26 protein-coding genes and 1 tRNA gene are annotated in these 23,071 nt (G+C 32.4%); 9 read left to right on the top strand and 18 right to left on the bottom strand.

The genetic code is table 11. From position 1 onward, the window contains the following. Positions 1–353: 353 nt before the first annotated feature. The 9 genes from BM018_RS06295 to BM018_RS06255 form a co-directional block, all read right to left on the bottom strand. Positions 354–438, bottom strand: a tRNA-Ser gene (locus tag BM018_RS06295). Between the two features lie 34 nt (positions 439–472). Next, positions 473–1,804 (bottom strand): ATP-dependent 6-phosphofructokinase, encoded by a 1,332-nt coding sequence (locus tag BM018_RS06290; protein WP_092319752.1) that lies wholly within the window; start codon positions 1,802–1,804, stop codon positions 473–475. 28 nt (positions 1,805–1,832) lie between these two features. After that, the gene (locus BM018_RS06285; RefSeq protein ID WP_092319750.1) at positions 1,833–3,320 is read right to left on the bottom strand and encodes a hypothetical protein; all 1,488 of its coding nucleotides are present in this window, start codon (positions 3,318–3,320) and stop codon (positions 1,833–1,835) included. 16 nt (positions 3,321–3,336) lie between these two features. Beyond that, positions 3,337–3,969 carry a MotA/TolQ/ExbB proton channel family protein gene (locus BM018_RS06280; protein WP_092319748.1) on the bottom strand — a complete coding sequence of 211 codons (633 nt, stop codon included), beginning with the start codon at positions 3,967–3,969 and terminating at the stop codon, positions 3,337–3,339. A 60-nt stretch (positions 3,970–4,029) separates the two neighbouring features. Then, positions 4,030–4,485, bottom strand: a complete 456-nt coding sequence (locus BM018_RS06275; RefSeq protein ID WP_092319746.1) for a hypothetical protein — start codon at positions 4,483–4,485, stop codon at positions 4,030–4,032. Continuing rightward, positions 4,478–4,975 (bottom strand): rod shape-determining protein MreD, encoded by a 498-nt coding sequence (gene mreD / locus BM018_RS06270; RefSeq protein WP_092319744.1) that lies wholly within the window; start codon positions 4,973–4,975, stop codon positions 4,478–4,480. Before mreD ends, BM018_RS06275 begins: the two co-directional genes overlap by 8 nt. After that, complete coding sequence (mreC, locus tag BM018_RS06265; protein WP_092319742.1) at positions 4,965–5,846, bottom strand: rod shape-determining protein MreC; 882 nt, start codon at positions 5,844–5,846, stop codon at positions 4,965–4,967. Before mreC ends, mreD begins: the two co-directional genes overlap by 11 nt. A gap of 2 nt (positions 5,847–5,848) precedes the next feature. Further along, positions 5,849–6,877: a rod shape-determining protein gene (locus BM018_RS06260; RefSeq protein WP_092319740.1), complete on the bottom strand. Its 1,029-nt coding sequence runs from the start codon at positions 6,875–6,877 to the stop codon at positions 5,849–5,851. 54 nt (positions 6,878–6,931) lie between these two features. Further along, the gene (locus tag BM018_RS06255; RefSeq protein ID WP_092319738.1) at positions 6,932–8,539 is read right to left on the bottom strand and encodes a glycosyltransferase family 2 protein; all 1,608 of its coding nucleotides are present in this window, start codon (positions 8,537–8,539) and stop codon (positions 6,932–6,934) included. A 129-nt stretch (positions 8,540–8,668) separates the two neighbouring features. On the opposite strand from BM018_RS06255, the gene BM018_RS06250 reads away from it, so the two are divergent. Next, positions 8,669–9,478, top strand: a complete 810-nt coding sequence (locus BM018_RS06250) for a ZIP family metal transporter (protein ID WP_092319736.1) — start codon at positions 8,669–8,671, stop codon at positions 9,476–9,478. A gap of 75 nt (positions 9,479–9,553) precedes the next feature. Further along, a complete protein-coding gene (locus tag BM018_RS06245; RefSeq protein WP_092319734.1) occupies positions 9,554–11,155 on the top strand; it encodes a methyl-accepting chemotaxis protein in 1,602 nt (533 codons plus the stop codon). Between the two features lie 14 nt (positions 11,156–11,169). On the opposite strand, the gene BM018_RS06240 is transcribed toward BM018_RS06245, so the two are convergent. From BM018_RS06240 to BM018_RS06225, 4 genes are all read right to left on the bottom strand, one after another. After that, a complete protein-coding gene (locus BM018_RS06240) occupies positions 11,170–11,565 on the bottom strand; it encodes a hypothetical protein (RefSeq protein ID WP_092319732.1) in 396 nt (131 codons plus the stop codon). A gap of 141 nt (positions 11,566–11,706) precedes the next feature. Then, entirely contained in the window at positions 11,707–12,444 is a 738-nt protein-coding gene (locus BM018_RS06235) for a flagellar filament outer layer protein FlaA (RefSeq protein WP_092319730.1), read from the bottom strand. A 19-nt stretch (positions 12,445–12,463) separates the two neighbouring features. After that, the gene (locus BM018_RS06230) at positions 12,464–13,342 is read right to left on the bottom strand and encodes a flagellar filament outer layer protein FlaA (RefSeq protein WP_092319728.1); all 879 of its coding nucleotides are present in this window, start codon (positions 13,340–13,342) and stop codon (positions 12,464–12,466) included. A gap of 155 nt (positions 13,343–13,497) precedes the next feature. After that, positions 13,498–14,229, bottom strand: coding sequence for a hypothetical protein (locus BM018_RS06225; RefSeq protein ID WP_092319726.1), 732 nt, complete (start codon positions 14,227–14,229; stop codon positions 13,498–13,500). A gap of 172 nt (positions 14,230–14,401) precedes the next feature. On the opposite strand from BM018_RS06225, the gene rdgB reads away from it, so the two are divergent. From rdgB to priA, 3 genes are read left to right on the top strand one after another with little or no spacing between them, the layout of a single operon-like run. Next, positions 14,402–14,992: an RdgB/HAM1 family non-canonical purine NTP pyrophosphatase gene (gene rdgB, locus BM018_RS06220; RefSeq protein WP_092319724.1), complete on the top strand. Its 591-nt coding sequence runs from the start codon at positions 14,402–14,404 to the stop codon at positions 14,990–14,992. After that, positions 14,985–15,710, top strand: coding sequence for a uracil-DNA glycosylase (locus BM018_RS06215; RefSeq protein WP_159428215.1), 726 nt, complete (start codon positions 14,985–14,987; stop codon positions 15,708–15,710). The genes rdgB and BM018_RS06215 overlap by 8 nt, the downstream gene beginning before the upstream one ends. Before the next feature lie 4 nt (positions 15,711–15,714). Beyond that, positions 15,715–17,703, top strand: coding sequence for a replication restart helicase PriA (gene priA / locus BM018_RS06210; RefSeq protein ID WP_159428214.1), 1,989 nt, complete (start codon positions 15,715–15,717; stop codon positions 17,701–17,703). A 281-nt stretch (positions 17,704–17,984) separates the two neighbouring features. Here the strand turns inward: priA and BM018_RS06205 are convergent, their stop codons facing one another. Continuing rightward, a complete protein-coding gene (locus BM018_RS06205) occupies positions 17,985–18,236 on the bottom strand; it encodes a hypothetical protein (protein WP_092319718.1) in 252 nt (83 codons plus the stop codon). A gap of 351 nt (positions 18,237–18,587) precedes the next feature. Between BM018_RS06205 and BM018_RS06200 the strand changes: the two genes are divergently transcribed. The 4 genes from BM018_RS06200 (at position 18,588) to BM018_RS06190 (ending at position 20,878) form a co-directional block, all read left to right on the top strand. Then, positions 18,588–19,802 (top strand): nucleoside deaminase, encoded by a 1,215-nt coding sequence (locus BM018_RS06200; protein WP_092319716.1) that lies wholly within the window; start codon positions 18,588–18,590, stop codon positions 19,800–19,802. 144 nt (positions 19,803–19,946) lie between these two features. Then, the gene (locus tag BM018_RS06195; RefSeq protein ID WP_092319714.1) at positions 19,947–20,243 is read left to right on the top strand and encodes a hypothetical protein; all 297 of its coding nucleotides are present in this window, start codon (positions 19,947–19,949) and stop codon (positions 20,241–20,243) included. 24 nt (positions 20,244–20,267) lie between these two features. Next, the gene (locus BM018_RS07660; RefSeq protein ID WP_143280444.1) at positions 20,268–20,465 is read left to right on the top strand and encodes a hypothetical protein; all 198 of its coding nucleotides are present in this window, start codon (positions 20,268–20,270) and stop codon (positions 20,463–20,465) included. Further along, complete coding sequence (locus tag BM018_RS06190; protein WP_092319712.1) at positions 20,465–20,878, top strand: hypothetical protein; 414 nt, start codon at positions 20,465–20,467, stop codon at positions 20,876–20,878. Before BM018_RS07660 ends, BM018_RS06190 begins: the two co-directional genes overlap by 1 nt. Positions 20,879–20,929: 51 nt before the next feature. On the opposite strand, the gene BM018_RS06185 is transcribed toward BM018_RS06190, so the two are convergent. The 4 genes from BM018_RS06185 to BM018_RS06175 form a co-directional block, all read right to left on the bottom strand. Beyond that, positions 20,930–21,118, bottom strand: coding sequence for a hypothetical protein (locus tag BM018_RS06185; protein ID WP_092319710.1), 189 nt, complete (start codon positions 21,116–21,118; stop codon positions 20,930–20,932). Between the two features lie 311 nt (positions 21,119–21,429). Further along, the gene (locus BM018_RS07865; RefSeq protein ID WP_159428213.1) at positions 21,430–21,567 is read right to left on the bottom strand and encodes a hypothetical protein; all 138 of its coding nucleotides are present in this window, start codon (positions 21,565–21,567) and stop codon (positions 21,430–21,432) included. A gap of 43 nt (positions 21,568–21,610) precedes the next feature. Then, positions 21,611–21,877 (bottom strand): hypothetical protein, encoded by a 267-nt coding sequence (locus tag BM018_RS06180; RefSeq protein WP_159428212.1) that lies wholly within the window; start codon positions 21,875–21,877, stop codon positions 21,611–21,613. 22 nt (positions 21,878–21,899) lie between these two features. Beyond that, positions 21,900–22,220, bottom strand: coding sequence for a hypothetical protein (locus BM018_RS06175; protein WP_092319707.1), 321 nt, complete (start codon positions 22,218–22,220; stop codon positions 21,900–21,902). Positions 22,221–23,071: the final 851 nt, after the last annotated feature.

Genomic DNA, 23,071 nt, shown 5'->3' with positions numbered 1-23,071 from the left:
TCTGTACTTCTGCGCCGAAAACGTCTACACTTGAATTAATGTTGTTGTCGAACAGCATGTTCTGCTTTCCTAGCTGCTCAAAAATTCCAATGGAGATCACTCCGTCATCTGCGATCTTTACAAAGATTTCCACCAAATATTCCAGCCGCGCCAACTCCAAAAACAACCCAACGCTCCCGAGCTTGTCATCACCAATTACGCCCCCTCAACTTTTCGCTTTAGTGAAATTCTCAGAAAAATGTTCTCAAAAGCTCGTTATACAAAGAAATAAAGCAAGATGTCTCACTTACTATGGAGTTTAAATCCCCTTTCTCCAAACAATAAATAGGATATAGCTAGATTCCACTAACATTCGGAAAGAATGGGATTCGAACCCATGAAACGTTACCGTTTACACGCTTTCCAAGCGTGCGCCTTCGACCACTCGGCCACCTTTCCATATAATAAACTACAAAATATTTCTACATAGAAATCAATATTTCAATTTTTTAGGATCCAAATCAAAAATTTCAACAGGCTGTCTCGTAGCCGTCATTAAGTTATGCCAAAAAATAGAATAAGGATCTAAATGTTTACGTTTTGAAATAGCTAACTCAATAGGAACATGAGTATATAAATTGTTCCATCTGCCTATAACTAAATCTGTCTTACCCGCCATTGCAGCATGAACCGCATTCTGACCCAATAAAGAACAATATAAAGAATCATTAGCACATGCAGGAGCACTTCTAATCATATAGCTAGGATCAATATATTTAATATTTACAGATAAATTTCGCTGTGTAAAGTATTCTGATATTTTATTCCTTAGCCAAATACCTATATCTTCTAATTTGATATTATTAGATGCATCACGAGCTTGAGATTCTGTATCTTCAACTAAAATATCTTGACCAGCTCCTTCAGCTACACAAATAACCGCATGGTCTCTTGCTAAGAGACGCTTTTCCAAGGCATATAATAATCCATTTTCTCCTTCTAATCTAAAAGAAACTTCAGGAATAAGCAGAAAATTAACATCGTTCATTGCTAATGTTGCATTTGCAGCAATAAAACCAGAATGCCGCCCCATTAATTTTACTATTCCTATACCCATAGGAGCATTGGTAGCTTCTATATGAGCACTGGAAATTGCATTCACTGCCAAACTGAACGCAGTTTCAAATCCAAAAGAGCTCTGAATATAACTGATATCATTATCAATTGTTTTAGGAACTCCAACTATCGCAATTTTCAGTCCTCTTTTTTCAATTTCTTCTACTAAACGGTGTGAACCTTTTAGTGTACCATCACCACCTATCGTAAACAATACATTAATCCCCAAAAATTCCAAATTATCAACCATTTCTTTGACTTTATCTCCCCCACCACGTGAAGACCCTAAAATAGTACCGCCAATAGTATGTATTTGATCAACAACTTCTGGATCTAGAGGAATCGGTTTATATTTATTCAAATTAATCAAGCCATTAAAGCCATAAGGTATACCAACAATAGAACGTACTTGATAACTAAAATATAATTCTCTTACAATAGAACGAATAACATCATTCAAACCTGGACATAAGCCACCACAAGTCACAATAGCAGCGCGAGTTTTCTTGGATTCAAAATATAATTCTTTTCTTGGACCAGCTTTCTCAAAGCTTTCCTTAACGTTTGGCGCTTTATCTTCTGAAACTTGATATACTACATCATATAATATACGTTCATTATCTGAAACAAATCCCCACTCTCCTAAAGTTAACAATGGAGACGTTATTGTAGGATGACCTAACTGTTTAATAATGAAATCCTGTTTCATTTTAAAAACCCTCAATTACTCCTGCTAATCATTGTAAATTAGTCAATAAATCTCTATTCGACTTCAAACGATAACGTTTTTTCATATCCAAACCTAAATTTCTATCGAAAACTTCCATTTTATAATTATAAATATTTTGAAATGCCTCAACTGTAAAATTTTTCGATGAAAATTCTACACTATTAGAAGGCATATATTTTTTTAAAGGTTTGATAACAAAAAATATACCATCGTCTATTGAAATCATTTCAGAACTTTGAGCAACAGGTGTATAAAGAAAATTAGATAACAAAACTCTATTAGATAATATGGGAGCAGTAAATGACCTTCCTATAACACTTTTAACATCCCATTGCAGCAAATTGAACGGTTGAGAAACATCAACAATTAACCCAGGAATTTCTGATGCTAATGCTGAATATGATTTTTCTTCAGAAAGTTTTGTTTTTATTATATTAATATGGTCTTTCCATTTGCTTGAATATTGGCGATTTAATTTTTTAAATTTAGATTTTACTAATGCCTGATCTAATGCACTTTTTATATCAGCAGGTAGCGAAACATAATTACCAATATCTTTAACAAGAAAAACCTTATATCTACCCTTATAATAAATTGGTTTAGAAAGAGTAAAAGACTGATCTATGCTTTTATTTTTAAATGTTTTAATTAAATTTTGAAAAATATTATAATCTTCAAACGAAGATTTCATACTATAATTAGAACTTATCGTAATTATTTTATTCCATTGCTGTTCTTTAAAAGTCTCTAGAGCTTTATCAAAACCTAATTCTTGAACCAATTCTGCTGCTTTTTTAACTGATCCTCTTGTTTCTGCAGAAAATTCTATAACCGAGGCATACAAAGCCCATATTTCAGAATTTTCTAAAAAAAATTGTTCCTTATCATCTAAAGATACCTGTTCTGCATAAAAATTAGTTTCAGAAACATACAACACTTCTGCTACTAAAGACATCTTTTCAAGAGGTTCAAAAGCATATACATCAGAAATACTAGGTTCACCAACAATAGGTAATACACCTAGATCGCCACTCATGGCTTGCATTGCATAATAAAATTCCAACATTGATTGAGGAGTACTCACAGATTGGGCAGTTAAAGTGTTAAGAATACGTCGCGAAGGAGCAAGTCGAATATCCTTAAAAAAATCATTACGTAATGCTAATGTAATTGCTCTATCAAAAGCAGCATCATTAACATATTGATTATAAACTCGTGGATCCACAGTCTGATTAATATTAGATAATTCATTATTAATACGCTCTCTTTCTTGAGAGAAAAAGCTCGTTGGTGAAAAATCCACTCTTTGGGATCTTGTTTTAATAAGTACAGGCATATTATTGCTTTGCCCTTCCCATACCACTCCTAAAGTAGATACAAAGGAAATTATCAGTATCCATACAAAAATACGCAACCCTAATTTTGCAAAACGTCTATTAGAAGATGTATTTAGATGTTCTGCAGTAACAGAATGTGTTTTATGTTTTTTTTTCATATTTTCCTCTGAATTACTACCAACGTTTTGTTATAGGAGCAGATACAGGAGCTCCTGATTTTAACACTTTTATCAGCTCGGTAGCTGTTGTTTCAATATCGAGAATAATACTGTCAATACGCGCAACTAAATAATTATAGCCAACCTGCCCTGGGATCGCTACAATTAAACCAGCTGCTGTGGTTACTAATGCTTGAGAGATTCCTCCTATCAAATCGCTGGGATTGCCTAGTCCTTGAGAAGCCAGTACAGAAGTAGAAGTAATCATGCCTAATACAGTTCCCAGCAGTCCCAATAATGTCGCAATATTAACTATAGTTGCTAAAATCGGCAAATTTCTATTTAATTTAGGAAGTTCATATTTTGCCGCGTCCTCCATCGAACGTTCGATTTCTTCTCTTGAACGCGCAGCAACGCTTAAACCAGCTCTCATAATATTAGAAGCTGCTCCTGGATGAGCATCGCAAATACTAATTGCTTCCCCTACTTTCAATCCACGAAATCGTTCCTGCATTTCTTTTCTGATGACTCCGGCATTTTTACTTACAGAAAGAAGATAAAAAAGTCGTTCCACAAAAACCGCAAGCGCTACAATAGACGATAACAAAATAGCTAACATAACCCAGCCACCTTGAATCAAATACGACACCGAAACCTCCAAAAATAATATAAATATATAAAAAAAGTATAACGCAGCTTTGTGATTTGGTCAAGAATTTATTATATCCGTTTGCAAAATCACTTTATTATCCAAACTAATAATAATTTGAGTAAACTTTATATTTTGAACAAATATAGGATATCCAATATCAGCAGTACGTACATTTTCCTTAATTTTTTCCAAAACAATATGCAAAACAGTACCTCTATTATTGTAAAAAATATTTTTTACAATAATATTTTGACCAAATTCCTTTCCCAAACGTATAACAACATAATGTTTATCAATATTTTGTAGAGTTTTGTATTGACTAGGAGTAAGAATATTGCCCCTAAGACTATCCAAAAAATCTTGAGGAGATATCCAAAAATATAAACCTTGTGTCATATCAGGAGGAATAAATTTATATACAAAATACAGAGCTTCTCCATCAGGGTTTTTAACATTTTTCACGCATGATACACACATTAAACAAAGAAAAATAATAGTTCTTATTCTAGTCATGATATTCTCTATGATCAATATGAGCCGCAATAATATATAAAACAACACCAAATATTACATTTAAAATTATCTCACTAAATATTTTCAATACAAATCCTGGATCTATAATATTTGTATGATCAAATATCCAATAAAACAAAGCATATAAAATATATTTAATTATTGTACCTAAAATAAGATAAAAAATAAGAGAGATAATATATGGAAATTTTACAGTTCTTTGAAAAAGAAAAACACAAGACCCTAAAAGAGTAAAAACAAAAGAATCTAAACCAAATAATACACCGCTCATAACATCAAGTAGAAGACCTAAAAAAAAACCTGATAGCATACCAACCATAGGACCGAAAAAAAATGCATAAATAATTGTTAAAATCATAATAAAATCAGGATAAACATTAACTATAGAAATAAATTGGGTAGATTGAAGAGACAATAAAATAAAAGTTATAACAAAATAAAAGAAAAAAGAAATTCTACTATCTTTCATAAGGGGTATCCGTAAGTTCCTTAATTTGAAAATTATTATTAAAATTCAGAACAAATACCTCAGACAGCTTTGTATAATCAAGTTCAGGTTTAATATATAATATTTGAAAATATTCTTCCATGACATTTTGACCAATACCGCGAACTTTTCCAATATAGAGACCTGCAGGATATATCTCACTTTCTCCTGAGGTAATCACTTCTTCTCCCAATTGAGGAATGGCTTCGATAGGGATATAATTCAATAACAAATCCTGATTCCAAGCTCCTTGTCCGCTCAAAATACCTGTATAGCCAGTCTCGGAAAGACGAACACCAATATAAAAATTCTTTGCTGTTACTAAATGCACTTTACTAGCATTATGGGAAACTTCGATTACTTTACCCACCAAAATCAAGCGTTCATCCTGCTCTGACGACCGTACAACAGGCATATTGCGTTTAATGCCGTCTTTCCTTCCTTTATTAATAATAATATAATCCGATAATAAAGATGGATCACGAAAAAGAACTTGAGAATAATAAGCCTTATAATTGAGACGTGATTGAATATTCAACATTTTACGAAAATTTTCATTTTCTTTTTGTAACTGTTCATAAAGAAAAGTCAATTCCCGGTAGCGCAGAAGCCTTTGTTCGGCACTTTCTAGGCGTGATTCTAACGTCCTTATTTGTTTGACATTAGCAAACACATTTCTCACAGAATTATATACAGTAACAATAGAATTTTCTATCGTATAAACCATAGAAAATAAAAAAGTCCTGAAATGAAATCGATCTGTATTAATTTTTGATGACATTAAAATCATAGACAAAAAAAGTAAGCATAATGTAATTAACAATAATCTATAACGAAAAATAATCCGTATCATTTCTATACAGAATAAGGGGTTTCATAATATTTAATATTTTCAAGAAATTTACCACACCCCATAACAACACATGTCAATGGTTGATCAGCAAGAAACGAAGGAACGCCCGTATTTTTAGCAATAAATTTTGTTAAACCTCGTAACAGAGCTCCTCCACCTGTCATTACAATACCGCGATCAATAATATCAGATGCTAATTCTGGAGGAGTCTGGTCGAGAGTTAGACGAATAACGTCTAATACTTGGTTTACTACATCTTGTAAAGATTCACGCACTTCCACACTATCAATTTTCAAAGTGCGGGGCAAACCTGAAATAGCATCTCTTCCTTTTATTTCAATATGTTCTACTGTTTTGAGAGGATAGGCTGATCCTATTTTAATTTTAACTTCTTCAGCAGTACGCTCGCCGACAACTAAATTATGATATTTTTTCAAATGAGAAATAATAGCTTCATCAAATTTATCACCCCCTACTCTGATAGAATTGGTAATAACAATACCTCCAAGCGATAATACAGAAACTTCAGTTGTCCCGCCTCCAATATCTACAACCATATGTCCAGCTGGCTCTTCTACAGGAATACCGGCACCTAAAGCTGCTGCTCGCGATTCCTCAATAAGATAAATCTTAGTAGCACCAGCTTGCTCTGCTGCTTCACGAACAGCACGACGCTCAACTTCCGTAACTCCAGAAGGAACTCCCATTACAACACGTGGATATACTAACTTTTTATGAGGTTGGCTCTTAGCAACAAAATATTTCATCATTTTCCCAACTACTTCAAAATCAGCAATAACACCATCCTGCATAGGACGCACAGCTAAAATATCACCAGGAGTTTTTCCAAGCATTTTTTTTGCTTCACGTCCTACTGCTATTACCTTTCCTGTACTTGTTTGAAGAGCAACTACCGATGGTTCGGACAATTCTATTCCTCTACCACGCACATAGATAAGAGTATTTGCTGTTCCTAAATCTATTGCAATATCATTGATAAAAACATCACGTATTCCCGAAAATAAGCCCATTATGGATCCTCACTTCATTTAACTTCAAATTAATAAAATTAATGTTATTATAAATTATTTTTTAAAAAAACGCAATATTATTATTTTAAGATTATTTTTCGATCTAAAAAATAGTTTCATTCTTTCTGAGCAAAACATCCCATAAAATGGAATTCCCCTTCTAATACCCAAACCAAAAACTGACCAACCAAAAATAGCAAATTCAACCGCTAAAAATAGAATTATTCCCCACCAAAATCCCCACAAAAAAATAAACAATCCAACAGCATATAAAGTCCATAATAAATAATGGATACTTCTTTTCACAGAATCTATTAAATGCATTTCACCTTCTAACAGATCATTCCATTCCTGATTTTTATCAGGAATCAAAACATTTAGAAAAAAATATGGACTATGCACGGTTTTAGAATAATCAACTGTTACCTCAGAAATATGGATATTTTGATATTTTTTGAGAAGCTGTTCTAGATATGTTCGACGTACTACACATTTATCTAGTGAAATAGATAACAGTGAAACAATAAATTTTTGACGTACCGGCCGGTAATGAGGATAGTATCCCGCATAAAAAAAAATGTTAGCAAGCATAGAATAACGAAAAAAACTAAGCCCTTGTTCAACAGAAGAATATAATAAAGGATACACAGCTTGAATCTGTGAATCAACGAAAATCCTATCAAGACTACTTTTTGCAAAAGAAGGTAATTCCATATTATTTTTGAGGAATATAACCGCATCATAATCTGCCAGCTGGGGCATCAGATCTTTAAGATTATCTAACCCCTCTACAAAAAAGGAATCCACATTATAAACCATAGCTTTACCGCCAACAAAAACAGCAGCATATTTTAGATTCTGCCGTCCTGTTTGATAGGTTTGCCAGAACCCCGTATGAATCCGCCAAAAGACCGCTAAAGTATCTTTAATAACATGAAGAACTGTATCAAAATTCATTCTGGTGTCGTTTCCACGGACAAAATTCAGCAGAATCGGCGCAGAAACAATTTTTGCACCCTGCCTATAACAAAGAGTCAAAAGTTCAACATCGAAAGCAAAACGCTTCACCAAAAGATAAGGTAGACTAATATCTAAAATTTCACGCTTAAACAGTTTAATACCTGTTTGCGTATCCTGAATAGGCAAATGAAACAATATTTTAATAATAAAAAAATAAATTCCACTCATCAATTTTCTGAACAAAGGATAATATAAATTTGATTTAGGGTCTTGTTTGCTTCCTATCACGACATCAGCATTCGTTTCAATCATTCTAAGAAAAAAATAAGGAATATGCTGAGTTGAAAGCTCCAAATCAGCATCCAAAAATAATATATAATCCCCGGAAGAAGCTTCATAAGCAGACAACAAAGCCCTACCTTTACCAAAATTGCGCGGCGATGAAACAATAATTAATTCAGGAATTTCAGACTTAATATCATTAAGCTCTTGAGCCCCATTATCAGTAGAACCATCATCTGAAGCAACAATTTCAAAATTCCAATTCCAAGAACGCAATAAATTCGCAACTTCATAAACATTGTTGACAATGAGTTTCTGCTCGTTATAAAATGGCATTAAAACAGATAACTTTTTCTTTTTATATAAATCAGGAACTTTAATAAGAATTTGATTTAAATCCTCAAATGAGAATTTCTCCATACATGCCTCATGAACTATTATACTCAGTATACATTATTTATTTTAGGAAATCAACAAGTTTTTATTTACATTCTTTGACATATAACAAAAAAAAATATATAATTTTATTAGCTAAATTAGGAGGTATTTATGGATTGGTTCTATAATCTTGGTCCTGTTGTACAGGCTTTGATCGGTACATTGTTTACATGGATGATGACAGCAGCAGGAGCTGCATTAGTATTTTTTTTCAACACCTTGAACAAAAAGATCTTAAACGGAATGCTTGGATTCGCGGCGGGAGTAATGATAGCAGCAAGTTATTGGTCTCTTTTGGCACCTGCTATTGCACTCTCCGAAGAACTAGGAGGAATTCCTTGGATCCCTGCAGTAGTGGGATTTTTATTAGGTGGATTATTCCTTTGGGTATTAGATCGTACCTTACCTCACCTGCATAGCAATTTAGACATTTCGCAAGCCGAAGGAATGAAAACCAGTTGGAGACGTACTACTCTTCTTATTTCTTCTATTACACTACACAATATTCCAGAAGGTTTAGCAGTTGGTGTTGCATTTGGAGCAGCCAGTGCAGGATTAGAAGGTTACTCTATTGGGAGTGCTATTGCATTAGCTATTGGAATTGGAATCCAAAATTTCCCGGAAGGTGCAGCAGTTTCCGTACCTCTTCGCCGTGAAAACTGGACCCACAGAAAAAGTTTCATGTATGGACAATTATCTGGTGTTGTTGAACCCATTGCAGGGATTTTAGGTGCATTATTAGCTATAGCATTACGTCCTACTCTTCCTTATGCATTATCTTTCGCTGCTGGTGCTATGATTTATGTTGTCATCGAAGAACTGATTCCTGAAGCGCAAAGCAGCAAAGATACAGACAGTGCAACTTACGGGGCAATGATAGGATTTGCTATCATGATGGCCTTAGATGTTGCATTAGGATAATTTTTACTTTAGCATTCAAAAAAAAAACCGAAAATAAAAACAGCAATTTAAATATCGACTTCAAAAGGAGTAAATATGGACATTATAAAAGAGCAAGAAAAAAATTTTCACTTGAAAATTCAAGAAAAAATCCTCAAAATTTTTAATATTAGTTTCATTCTTATTCTTTTATTTTTATTAACTGTGCTCCTAAAAGATAACCGCATCATGGAATTTCAAATTGCGATTTCTCTTATTACTATGCTAACTGTATCATCAATTTTTCTCTACACTAATCGTTTTGAAATAGCCAGTTATATATCCATTACCGGAATGACTCTTGCTATTACACTAATTGCAGTCTTCAAATATGACAAACCTATGATGGTATATGAATTCAGTACTTTCATGAGTGTAACTATTTTATTAAGTACTATTCTTGCACAACGTCGAAGTTTTTGTATCATTACTGGAATTTATACTCAATTATTTATTTTATTTTTTGGATTTGTATTACAGCAACGTATTCCTGGTCTTCATATTCTTACAGATACTACAGCAAGTTTAACGAGTATAATGCTCATTACTCTTCTATCTGATCAAACTTTTCTACTAACGGGTCAAATTGTTTCCAGAGCTAGAGAAGAAGAGAAGCGTAATGAGGCTCAAAATAAAAATTTACAAAAAATTATTACACTATCATTAGAAAGTCAAGAAACCAGTAAACAATTGGAACAACAGACAACAACAGGAGACGAAATAACTTTATCACTTCAAGAATATATCCAACAATTTTCAGAAAATATGCATAATTTGGATCTTGCTCTAAAAGATTTTGTAGTAAGAAATGACAGTATTACAAATGCTGCTGGTAACATTATGAACGTATTTACAAAACATAGACAAGGCATGGAAGAATATAAAATAAAAGTAGAAAATATTTCTGAAACATCTCAGGAAATTGATTTTATTACCCAAACTAATCGATCTCAAATGAGTAATCTTATTGAAGTTACACAACAAGGTGAAGAACGTATGCATCATTCTATCTCAGCTGTCGAAAAAGTAGCGGAAAATTCCAAAAATATGCTGGATATCATTTCATTGATAATGGAAGTAGCAGAACGTACAAATGTGCTTGCATTAAATGCAGCTGTCGAAGCATCACGTGCTGGGAAAGCTGGTGGAGGTTTTGCTATTGTAGCAAAAGAAATAAAAAATCTCTCTACAGAAACAACACAAAATGCAGATATTATTAATCGTACCTTACGCACTAATATTAAATCAATAGAAGAAGCTGTGGAAATTATTAGACATACAGGACGTTCATTTGTGAGCATCAACACTAATATTTCTGATTTTTCTACTGCTATTGATGACATTGTTCAGAGAGTTAACGCTCTCACAGAACAAAATATTCAAATGTCTGTAGATACTAAAGATATTATTGTTCTAGTAGATGAAGTACAACAAATTTTAGAAAAAATGTTGATTTCGATTGAACAAAGCAATAATAAAGTTCAAGATCTACAACATACTGCTGGAAATCTCAACAGTGACGTTAAAGAACTTCATAATAGATCTCATTCTATCAGGAATACCAATAGAAAAATTCAAGAAATTTACCGAGAATATTCATATTCAATACAGCGTGTTTCTGAAATTATTAAAGAATTAGAAATTGAAAAGAAAAGTTGATAGAATTTTTGATACTAAATTTTTTTCTTTAACTGCCTAATATTCAATAACTTAAGATATTTATTTTCAATCAATTGATTATTTAAAAAAATTATATATTGTATACTTAAAATAATTCCTATCATGTCAATCCAAATACATTTCCAAAACCAATCTTCATTACTAATAAATAAAATCCAAATATTCAAAATAATCCAAGCAACAACAAATATTAATCTTTGACCAAAATGTTCATATTCATATTTATTATGAATAATAAATAATCTAAAAACAGGTAATAAAATGCCAATAATTGCTATTCCTCTAAGAATCCACAAAGCTGGAATAATAATCATTGTTACAATGGTTTCAACAAAAGTATTTGGTACATCATATCTGCTAGCAATTTGATTTGCCAATTCTATAAACATGTTTCTATTAGCCCTCCTTTTTTGTTTCTTTAAATATAATAATTCTCTTATAAAATGAGATCAAAATTCTATGATTAATATACAAAAAATAAGAGTCTTTTATAAAATATAAAAGACTCCCCAAAAAAATAATAATAAAATTTACCAATTATCAACCATATCATCCTCAGCTTGAGCTGCTTGAAAATTCATTGATGCAGTGAAATAATCAAAATAAAGATAATATGGCTCTGAAGTAGTAATATCATTTGCTTTAAAATCCAAATGAAATCCTAATACATCAAGCCCTTTTCTATTAATTAAAGGATCAAATTGAACAACAGGATCTGTTACTGGAACTATCACTTTTTTCCAACCCTGCCATTTCATTTCTCCTGCAGGAACACGCATTTTATTGCCTTGCACATCTCTTACTTTTATAGATATCACATGTCTACGATTACGTCCAACAAGCCAAAAGCTAAAATTTTTAACAATATTTCGCAAAGTTAATGGATAAGGGCGATCAATAGACATCCATCCAAAATTCCGCCGGAAAAAAATTGTTTTTATGCCTAATACAAATTTATTATTTTCATTTTGAATTTCTTTAGGACCACCATCTCTATAAAGAGCTCTAGCAATCCCAAAATCTAATGGAATCTGAGTTTGCCATCCCTGAGGAATTTCAAAATCATCGAGTAATACTGTTTGTATATTTTCATCAGCAGTGCGAGTTCTGCCAATAGACTCAGTATCTGGATCATTAGGAACTACTGGCAAATTTGCTGTATCACTCGGAGTTTCTGGTGGAATAGCTGTTGTATCCTGTCCAAGAATAGGAGTAGCAATAAATACGCTAAATATTAATAAAGACCAAATATTATTTTGTTTTTTCATATTGTATACTCCTTAATTTTTACCAGATATCTTCAGCTAATTCTTTGCCATCAAAAATATCAGTAGATACAATCGAACTATATTGTAACAGATCAAAATAAGCATAAAATTGATCTGTAGTTTCACTAGGAAAACTCCATAATTTGATCATTTCAAAACCTAAAGTTGGAGAAGCTGGCAATTTTTTACGTGATTGAACAACACTATCAGGAATTTGGGTACGCTTCTGTTTCCAACCAGTAAATAAAAGATCACCTAAAGAAAAGCGATATTGATAATTCAAATAATCTCGTAAATACACTTCAACCCACCATGCATATTGACCGCCCCAAACCCACATTGTTAAATCTACAGCTTTTCCTACAAAAGGAATTCGAAAAGGCGTTGCTTCCATATTTATATCAGGAGGAGCTGCACCTTCTTCAGCATTGTTGGGCTGAGCTTGAGTATTAGCATCTTGATTTATTTTATTTGGTGTAAGCTCTATCCAATTATAGCCTTGTTGAGAAAATTGAGCTTTAACCCCTAAAACATATTTTTGCGGAGTACCAGCTACTACTTCTGTTACACCTTCTGGTTTTGCTTCCGTATAACGGATATTACTACGTTCAGGATCAGGATTTTGACCTAATACGACAACTGTATCAGAATCATTTGATGCTTGAACATTTTCCTGATTTTCTCCCTCTTTTTGAACTTGTGCTACAAACTCAGAAAAACGAGGTTTCCAAACAATAGATTTAGAAGCATCTATACCATCTCCAAAGTCAGATAATGTAAAATTTTGGAAAACATACGAGTTTACTCCAGAAACTTGAGAATGTATATTTCCTGATACAAAAAAGACAGCAGCAACGGTAATAAATAACGTTATATGCTGAAAAATAGTCCTCTTCATCCATGAACTCCTTTACTTAACAATCATGCGAAAATAAAATTTATTATACTAAAAAATTTCAGTTTTCGCAAGCAGAAATTTGTTTTTATTTAAATTATTTTATTTTAGAGTCTCGGCATTTTTTTTCTATTACTAAAGCAAACTAACAGTTAATTTCATAGTACTTTTATAAACCAACGACGGTGATCACCTCCCCAAAATCTTCCAGACGATAAGATTTCCTTTTTATTTTTATCTTTGTATATATAAAACATATAAATATTATATTCTCCCGGAGTCAGAAATCGACCTTGTACAAGACGTGCATCCCAAAATTTCGTGAACTGAACCTGATTATTCACAACATCAAGATCCTTCACAAAACCAATTAAGGTATTGGCATTACGAACTAAAGATTGATTTTTAGGAATCGCATATAAATATATATCCATATATACAGAACGCCCACTTGTTATAACCACAGAAGTAATTTTTCTTGCAGAACGTGGGCTTACTGTTTGACCTGGAGTATCATTTCCTATTTTAATGTAAGAACCGGGTTTAAGAAAATTATCCACTTTCTTTGGAATTACTTTTTTAAGAGGAATAGGTATTTTTTGTGTGGATTTAACAGCAGAAGCTTTTTCTTCTAATACAGGATCAGAAACTAATATAATAGCATTAGTATTCGTTACTATGTTAGTTTCCTCTTCAAAAGAGGCAGTCTCTATATTTGTAGGACGATATACAAGCTCTACACTATCATTAATTTCAGGAGCTTGAGCAATAGATAATGCATCCTGATGAATTAAATCAACTATTTCGGCAGAAGAAATATTTTTTTCTTTAATACATGCCACAATTAAGAAAAATAATATTAATCTATACAGATTATCTTTGTATTTCATAAACGCTCTCATATTTTATGAACCATAATATTCATCAAACAATTTATTTAACATAATAATATTTTTTTTGACACTGGTCAAGAACTTAAAGAAAAATATTAAAAAATTTCATAAAAGTACTTTTTTTTTCAAGAGAAATATGGTAAAATATTAAAAATAGAAGTTGGAAAATATGTCTAAACCACCAATTTTACTTGCTACGCAGAATCTACATAAAATTAACGAAATAAAACAAATCTGCAACAATATAGAATTTACAGTTCCTAAAGAAGTTTTGGAAATTCCCGAAACAGGTCAGACATATGTCGAAAATGCACTCATAAAAGTACAAGCTTGGTCCAGATATTATCCTCAAAGTTATATATTATCAGACGATTCAGGACTTGAAGTCAAAGCACTTAATAACGCTCCTGGAGTTATTTCCGCTGACTGGGCTGGAATAAATGCGCCACAGGGTGCTCTAATAACAAAACTACTGACAAAAATGGAAAATATCTTTGACAGAACTGCTAAATTTGTCTGCTATGCATTACTTTTAGCTCCTAATGGCAATATTTTTATTTCTAGAGGCGAATGTTTTGGTAGGATTGCATATGATTGTCAAGGAACACATAATTTTGGGTTCGATCCTGTGTTTCTACCTCAAGAATATGAATATAAAAAAAGCTTTGCTGAATTGACAATTCAAGAAAAAAACTCTATCTCCCACCGATCAAAAGCTTTAGCTGGGATTAATGATTTTTGGGATATATTTTATGGATAGCCTTTTAAAAAAATTAATTTATCAAGTTTTTGCTGATGAGTTTATATCTTACATTGATCTTTCCCAACTTGAACCCGAAAAACCTCTACTCCAGAAAAATCCCCTGATCAAACGTAAGGAGCAATCAATGAAAAACAAAAAAACATTAGCCCCAACAGATGAACGGTTGCTTGCTTTATTCTATGATTGTTTAGAAAACTTAAAATACGATCTTTGTGATTCGGCAAACAATTTAGTGTTCGGAGAAGGTAATGCTAATGCCGATATTATGGTTATAGGAGAAGCTCCCGGAGCCGATGAAGACGCTCAAGGTCGCCCATTTGTAGGAAGAGCTGGCCAGTTTTTCACACAAACTTTGAATAAATTTGGTGTTAAGCGTGAGGAAATATACATTGCCAATATATTAAAACATCGCCCTCCTAACAACAGAAACCCTTTGCCTCCCGAAATAGCGGTATGTACACCCTATTTAGAAAAACAAATAGAAATTGTAAATCCCAAACTCATCATTACCTTGGGTAATTTTGCAACTCAATTTATTCTAAGCACAAATGTAGGCATCACAAAACTTAGAGGAACGCTACAAGAATCTCGGTTTGGGAAGGTGTTCCCAACATTGCATCCCTCTGCCATTATCCGAGGAGCTTATCCTAAATCTCTTTTCGAAGATGATATTAAAGCCGCTCTTCAGCATGCAGGCTATCAGATTTCGGAGTAGGCTTATGAAATGGAAGCTTGCAGAGGTAGCAATTAACGTGCCACTGTATGATACTTTTTTATACATTATCCCTGATCATCTTCTTCATGAAGACCTTCTTCTCAAGCGGGTCTATGTTAGTTTTGGACGGAGGGAAGAAATTGGATTAGTCATTAATATGACCGATTCTGAACAAGTAAAAGATCGTTTAGGAAATTTTACATTGAAATATATTGACAATATAATTGATGAAACTCCTGTTTTCACACATGAATTACTTTCTTTAGGGCAAACAGTAGCAACATATTACTATACACCGATTGGAGAAGTGTTGTTTACTATGCTGCCTCCTTTGAAAAATCCGAAACCTTTTGTTAACCCTCATATCGGCTCTACCAGATCATTTACTCCAACAAATGAACAAATCCAGGCATTCAAAAAGATCAGTCCCCATATCGGTACTCCTAACACATTTCTTTTGCAAGGAATCACTGGCAGTGGAAAAACTGAAGTCTATAAGCTTCTTGTAAAAAAAGCACTGGAAGAAAATAAAAGTTGTATCATCTTAGTCCCTGAAATTGCTCTTACAGACCAGACCTTAAAGCGCTTTACAGAAGAATTCAATGAAAATATTGCCTTGTTTCACAGCAGGTTATCACCTGAAGAGCGAGTCAGTGAGTGGCTTCGGACACTTCAAGGCCATACCTGTATCGTTATTGGTCCGCGGAGTGCTATTTTTGCACCGGTCAAAAATTTAGGATTGATTATTGTAGATGAAGAGCACGATCCATCCTACAAAGCAGGAGATTCACCGCGCTATCATGCACGAGGAGTTGCATTTATGCGGTCTAAAAGAGAAAATGCTTTACTTGTTTTGGGTTCTGCTACACCCAGCATAGAAAGTCGCTATGCTGTACAATCAGGAATTATACAGCACGTACAATTAAACAAAAGGTTCAATAATACGGAATTACCCCATGTAGAAATTGTTGATCTGAAAAAAGAAAAATCAGGCAATTATTTTCTCTCAGAACTCCTATTCAGCAAACTGATCGAAACACTAAACAATAAAAAACAAAGTTTAATCTTTTTAAATAGAAGAGGCTATGCGCCCAGCCTATTATGCCAAGATTGCGGTTTTTTTTTCAAATGCCCGAATTGCGATATAGGATTAACTTGGCATAAACATGATAGTTCTGTAAAATGCCGTTATTGTGGATTTGAAGACACTGCTCCATCCCTATGCACTGAATGCAATGGCTTAAATATTAAGGATATTGGTCATGGTACAGAAAAACTTGAAGATACTTTGCAGGCTCTGCTACCACAAGCACGTATCTTACGGCTCGACCTAGACATTGCACGGAAAAAAAACAAAATGGAAAAAATTCTTCATGCTATGCAAAATCACGAAGCAGATATTCTAGTAGGTACACAAATGATTGCTAAGGGGCATGATATAGCAAATATCAATCTAGTTGGAGCTTTATTTCCGGAAATTATGCTGTCTATTCCGGATTTTAGGGCTTCCGAACGTACATTTTCTCTTCTTGCACAAGCAGTCGGACGATCTGGAAGAAGGTGGGAACAAGGTTTAGCAATTATTCAGAGCTTTCTAGCTGACCATTTTTCTATTCAAACTGCTGCACTTCAAGATTATGAAACATTTTATAAAGAAGAATTAAAAATTAGACAAACATTTGAATACCCACCATTCAAACGCATTGGACGAATTGTTTTCCGATCGATTCATCAACAAGAATTACAAAATTTTATTAGCCAACTAAAAAAAAATCTTATCAAACAAGAAACTAAAAACATTACTCAATTAGGTCCTTGCCCTTGTCCTATCGAAAAAATCAATAATCAATACAGATATCATATTATTATTAAAGCAGATAAACATTTATTAATTCTACAAAAAATTCAAAATATTCATAAAATTTTTAAAAGTAGTCCCGAAAAAGATAAAATAAAAATTGAAATCGATATTGATCCAACTCAAATTATTTAAAATTTTTGCATAAAAATTGACAAAAAATTCAGAATTTTATATAATTCTTCATAAAATAAAAAGTTAACCTTGCAAAAGGTCATTAATTAATATCGGACACGAAGCTTTAAAAATCAAGCTTCGTGTCTTTTTTTTTAAATAGCTGCATTAATAAGAATAACAGCAGTCAATATATTATATAAATCTTTTCTGATTATCTATCTTTCAATCATGATTATTTATTAGACTATTTTGATCATCATCAGTGTTGGTATCATAAAGATTTTTAGAAATCGATAATTCTAAATACTTCGAGTTATTTTTCCTATAAATAGCATTATTTTAGTATAAATTTTAGATTTTGTAGTAGGCAAATATATATTATTCTGAGCATATTTGAGCATTCCTGATCGACAACCTTCAAACAAGTACTTTTGAATAGCATCCTCCAATTGAGTCAGAGAAATTCTATTTTCTTCTGATGTAATAAAAGCAATATGATAGAAAATACTTTTATCTATAAAAACAGGGCCAAATGTTACAAAAATAAACAATAATAACCTCATATTTCCAGAAAAAATACAAGAAAAACAAATATAATATTATTATTAGGATATATCAATGATATAAGATTTAAAAAAATAACATAAATAATAATAATAATAATAACAGATATAACAAAGATAATAACACACACACAGATATTTATTTAAAAAAAACGAACTTTTCATATTTGTTATATTCAATAACCTAAAATTTATAAAGTTTTTCACTGACATTTTTAAGGAACATTTAAATACTTGACATGTGGTGTGATTTTTTATAATTGTCAAGATTTATAATAGAACTAGATATCAATTTTACTATTTTTCAAGCTTGAAGTATAATTAAAAATTGGAGTCTTTATGAAACACCAAACTAAAAAATTAGATGAATCAATCTTAATGGTAGCTAGTATGGCTATTGAAGCTTATTGTCAAGGTACATTTAGTGTTGGGGGCATTCTGTTGGATAAAGCAGGGAATTTAATTCACAAAATGCATAATAATGTAATAAAAAATAATATTTTATTTGATCCTACAGCCCATGGAGAACGACAACTCATTGATTGGTATTTTAAACAAAAACATCAAGGCATTCCTCTGCCTGAGCCGGAAGATATTATTTTAATTACTTCTTTAGATCCATGCTGTATGTGTACAGCTTCAATTATAGCCAGTGGATTTCATGTTGTTGTAGCCGCTTACGATAATATGGCTGGAATCAATTACAACGGAAAATCGGATTTTCCTAGCCTTACTTATTTGCAAAAAGAAATTGCTCTCAAAAAGTTCAGCTATCCTAAAGTTAATGGAAATTCATGTTTTAAGCGGCCCGAAGGCGGTGCATCCTTACCTAAGCTATTCAAAAATGAAAGTATTAAAGAAACATCCCTCGCTCTTTGTGCATCTATTTATACTGCAAATCTGGCACCTATTAGACATGAAATAAGTTATGATCTTGATGCTTCTTACCTCAAAGATCCTAAAACATTATCAGAAAACCATCCTATTAGAAATGCTCTAAAGAAGGTATATCCTCACAGTCTTGAATATTCATGCACACGGAGCACACCAGATGTATGTCTCGCTCCGTATCTCTTAGAACAAATGCAGCAAGATAAAAAACAAAATGGTCCTGGTAGTGCTGTTGCTTTGCTGGATTATTTTGGCAATCTTCTTTTATGCTTGCCTGGAGCTCAAAATATATCGACAATCCGTACTGCTTTCCTAGAAACTACTCGTACTTATGCAGGAATACGCTATCAACTCTCACAAGAATTAGGATACGAAGCTTTTGAATATTTGGGACATCCCAAACATGGCACTTTTATTTTTGCTCTTGGACCGGATACAAGTACACACAGCTTACTGGATTTAGGAGCCTATGGATCTACTGTGGAAGGTCCATTACCTTCTGATAATTTGCAGCAATTTCAATATGTAATACCGCAAATATCATCAGAAGAATTATTAAAATATTGTTCTTCATTGCCTCCTCTCTACAGTGAAACAATCAAAATTAATCCTGTTCAAGTAAAAAATCAGGAATTGATAGCTGTTTTGCAAAAACATCAATAGTAAATTAGAAAAATAACTTTCACAAATTTTAACAAAAAATTGACTATAAAGTTTAAAAATATTACAATAAAATAAGGAATTCCGGAGAATAATTTATCTAGGAAAAGAAAATGAAAAAACCTGTACTTATATTAGCACTAGTAATTGCCGGATGTACAAAAAATAGCACTACTACAAACGAATCAATCACTTTCTGTTTTGCAGCTTGTTGTCATAAAAGAACCTGATTATATAATTAGCAATGATACAGGCATTATAACTTTTGCAGAATATACAAAAGATTCAGAAAAATATGATTATTCTACAAATGAATATTGCATGCTTTATGAAGAGTTATATGGAAAATATTTCAGTAAAGAAAACCTATCTCCTTATATTCGAGTAAGGAACGGAGATATACAAAAATTATGTCCTCCTTTCGATGAAACTAATTTTTCTTAGCTTACGTTTCCACAAGTCGGTACTGTGATCACATACACAAACAAGTATGACATTCCGTTTTTCAATGAGGATCTGATTTTTGATCCAAAGTTTGTTCTTACGATACCGGAATCGCAGTATGGATTATCTGCATTATACAGTAAAGTTGTTTTTCCATATTTTTGTGAAGCCTATAAATTTGTGAAGCCTATAAAAATGAAGGTTATTTTAGAAAAAATTTAATGCTTTATTGGGATCCTGATGAAGTCCAACCATCAATACGATTGATAACTCCGTGGTTTCGGGAACGGGACAGCCTTATGGGTATGATTTCTGGAATATCATCAATGCGTACTTTCAAATATTTTCTCAATAATATTGCCTATTATAATTTACCGGAAAGTGCTCGTAAAGCTGCATATACTGACAGTAAATCATCCAAACAAGAAAAACTTGAACTGATGTATTACATTTTCTATAAAATATTTCATACTCATAATAAAAAAAAATTAAAAATAATTCTACTTAATTATTTAATGCATTATATGTTTGAAACAGATTTGATTATGTATACTCCTGCATTTGAATATGAAGATGGGATTCATTATAATGAGGATCCTAATGACCCTACATTCCAGACTCCTAAGTTGAATTAGAATAAAGATTTATAGTCAATTATCATATTATCCCTGAAGTCCGACTTTGTATTAAATTTCTTCAGAAGCCAGAGTAAGGCCTGTAAAAACTATATGATGACACGGTTCATCACGTTCACCTTTAAGTAAAGTATTAGGCAGATTATCTGTATTAATGTTTGGTGTAATAAATTTACCTACTTTTCTAAATAGTTCTAAAGTCCCCACAAAATAGCTATTATTACCAAGTCCTCGTGTCACAGAAATATCTGCGACACATATATCTGTTCTTAGATGTGGAAATAAATTTTCCCTACGATTCTTTGCCGCTACTTCTAAAGCAAATTTCCTTATTACTCTTTCTCTTTCAGTCTTACTATGAACTTTATTCCATGAAACACCATACCCGATTTTTAAATATTCGTCTGTTATAAATAGTCATACCAATGTAATTTTTCTCCTTTCAATAATGTTTTTTCATAATAATCAGCCATCAGCTCTGCCTGTATTTTTACAGGACGATTTGTACTGGTTATAATAGGAGATTGATTAATTTCTTTACCTTCCAAATATTAAGTATGCAGTTTCATAATGACTAAACGTTCAAGAACTTCATGAGACACCTTAAACCGACCTGATTTCTTTTCTAAGTAAATGTTATACCAACTTGAAGCTCGAGATAACATATCTACAGGTCTTTCTACAACCATAAAAATTCTACCTTGAAATATTTCTCATCTTGAGAGGGCTCTATCAGAGGAAGGCTGCTGCTTCACGGGCTTTTTGTGTGAGCTCGAAGGATCTACAGTCATTTTTGAACAATCTTTCTAAGAACCTATTAGAACCATGACGATTAATAAATTTTTTATCGGAATCTGTAAGAAAATAAAATTCATGTTTTGGTAATTCAAAATGGCTACCTGTCTGCTTATTATTAGTAGTAGTCATAAACATAATATTAGTAACATCATCAAATGCTTTTTCTTGAATTCTACGTACTCTTCTTTGTATAAGAACCATGCGGGTATCAGTAATTTGTTTACTAAATAGCATCTTTAATTTTATTCTTATTCGAAAAAGAAGCTATAAAAGATAATAAAGTTTTACCATCATTAGCAGAATCTAAATCAGAAACAAAATCATATGCCTTTAACAAAATTTCAATTTGAGTAAGATCATCAATAGAATTTTCAAAAAAATCAATTTTTCGTTTTTCTGCATACTGTTCGTGCAAAATCGCTAATTCAATACTAGTTCTAACAACATCATAGAGCACAAACAATATATCCAAAATCCGACACAAACAATCAATAATATGATAATTATTATGATAAATTTTATTTAATCCTTGTGTAGTAGCCACAAAAATAGGTGTCCCTACTTTGAAGTGAAAAATATCATTCGAATATTAAAAGTTAATTCTCTATCCTTAAAATCCGGAAGGATTCGTTGCCCCAAAATACCAGAACTAAACAATAAATCCACTTCCTTAAAAATATAAAAACCCTATAAAATAGTATTTAAATCATATGCAGCCAACGGAATCCATTGATATAACTCTGTTATACAATTGTTGGATAAATGATCTAATTGAGAAGTAGGAATACAAATACCATATTCATGCCTACACTGGCAGATATGATTTTCTCTTGAAGTATTTTTATCAACTCATATTTTTGTCTAACTGAGCATTCTGCTCTTTACCAAACTCTTGAATAACAAAGATATCCGCAACAATGATATCTCCTCCACTCATTTTAAGATTCTGCATCTATTTTAAATTTCTTGATTGACTGTTCCAAATACATCCCCACGCTTTTTCCAAAAAACACCAGGACTCCATCATATTTGTAGAAGTCAAGTTACTGATACAAATTTCGTTATTAATTCCGGCGGCTCTTTTATGTGAGAGTAACAAATAGAGTCTACACTATATATTCCGTACTGACAGAATTCGAAACCTTGCTGTGAGTTAAAAATGCCTCATCATTACGGAGTAACCTTGACAGCTTCCAATAAAAACTAATAGAAGCCGAATATAAAACGAATCCCACTGCACAGAAATAACCAATGCACAAAACACCTCTACATTAAATATTATACCTATACCGCACCGTCCCCAATATTGATGAGACTCAAACTAGCAGTATTCTCTACCCAAATCCAATCCCTAATTCTTCATTCTTACAATAGAATAAAACAGCTGATCTTGAA

The sequence above is a fragment of the Brevinema andersonii genome, assembly GCF_900112165.1.
Taxonomy (GTDB): Bacteria; Spirochaetota; Brevinematia; order Brevinematales; family Brevinemataceae; genus Brevinema; species Brevinema andersonii.
The sequence above is the reverse complement of the archived record's forward strand: the minus strand, read 5'-3'. Positions and strand labels throughout refer to the sequence as shown.

Coding starts and splice junctions, on each gene's coding strand:
- BM018_RS06240 (WP_092319732.1), bottom strand. CDS start 11,565: ATGTTTATAGAATTGGCAAATCAAATTGCTAGCAGATATGATGTACCA.
- BM018_RS06180 (WP_159428212.1), bottom strand. CDS start 21,877: ATGGTTCTTATACAAAGAAGAGTACGTAGAATTCAAGAAAAAGCATTT.
- BM018_RS07865 (WP_159428213.1), bottom strand. CDS start 21,567: ATGGTTGTAGAAAGACCTGTAGATATGTTATCTCGAGCTTCAAGTTGG.
- BM018_RS06225 (WP_092319726.1), bottom strand. CDS start 14,229: ATGAAATACAAAGATAATCTGTATAGATTAATATTATTTTTCTTAATT.
- BM018_RS06260 (WP_092319740.1), bottom strand. CDS start 6,877: ATGGGCTTATTTTCGGGAATACGTGATGTTTTTATCAATGATATTGCA.
- BM018_RS06285 (WP_092319750.1), bottom strand. CDS start 3,320: ATGAAAAAAAAACATAAAACACATTCTGTTACTGCAGAACATCTAAAT.
- BM018_RS06245 (WP_092319734.1), top strand. CDS start 9,554: ATGGACATTATAAAAGAGCAAGAAAAAAATTTTCACTTGAAAATTCAA.
- mreC (WP_092319742.1), bottom strand. CDS start 5,846: ATGATACGGATTATTTTTCGTTATAGATTATTGTTAATTACATTATGC.
- BM018_RS06290 (WP_092319752.1), bottom strand. CDS start 1,804: ATGAAACAGGATTTCATTATTAAACAGTTAGGTCATCCTACAATAACG.
- BM018_RS06200 (WP_092319716.1), top strand. CDS start 18,588: ATGAAACACCAAACTAAAAAATTAGATGAATCAATCTTAATGGTAGCT.
- BM018_RS06235 (WP_092319730.1), bottom strand. CDS start 12,444: ATGAAAAAACAAAATAATATTTGGTCTTTATTAATATTTAGCGTATTT.
- BM018_RS06255 (WP_092319738.1), bottom strand. CDS start 8,539: ATGGAGAAATTCTCATTTGAGGATTTAAATCAAATTCTTATTAAAGTT.
- BM018_RS06190 (WP_092319712.1), top strand. CDS start 20,465: ATGCTTTATTGGGATCCTGATGAAGTCCAACCATCAATACGATTGATA.
- rdgB (WP_092319724.1), top strand. CDS start 14,402: ATGTCTAAACCACCAATTTTACTTGCTACGCAGAATCTACATAAAATT.
- BM018_RS06250 (WP_092319736.1), top strand. CDS start 8,669: ATGGATTGGTTCTATAATCTTGGTCCTGTTGTACAGGCTTTGATCGGT.
- BM018_RS06230 (WP_092319728.1), bottom strand. CDS start 13,342: ATGAAGAGGACTATTTTTCAGCATATAACGTTATTTATTACCGTTGCT.
- BM018_RS06275 (WP_092319746.1), bottom strand. CDS start 4,485: ATGACTAGAATAAGAACTATTATTTTTCTTTGTTTAATGTGTGTATCA.
- BM018_RS06215 (WP_159428215.1), top strand. CDS start 14,985: ATGGATAGCCTTTTAAAAAAATTAATTTATCAAGTTTTTGCTGATGAG.
- priA (WP_159428214.1), top strand. CDS start 15,715: ATGAAATGGAAGCTTGCAGAGGTAGCAATTAACGTGCCACTGTATGAT.
- mreD (WP_092319744.1), bottom strand. CDS start 4,975: ATGAAAGATAGTAGAATTTCTTTTTTCTTTTATTTTGTTATAACTTTT.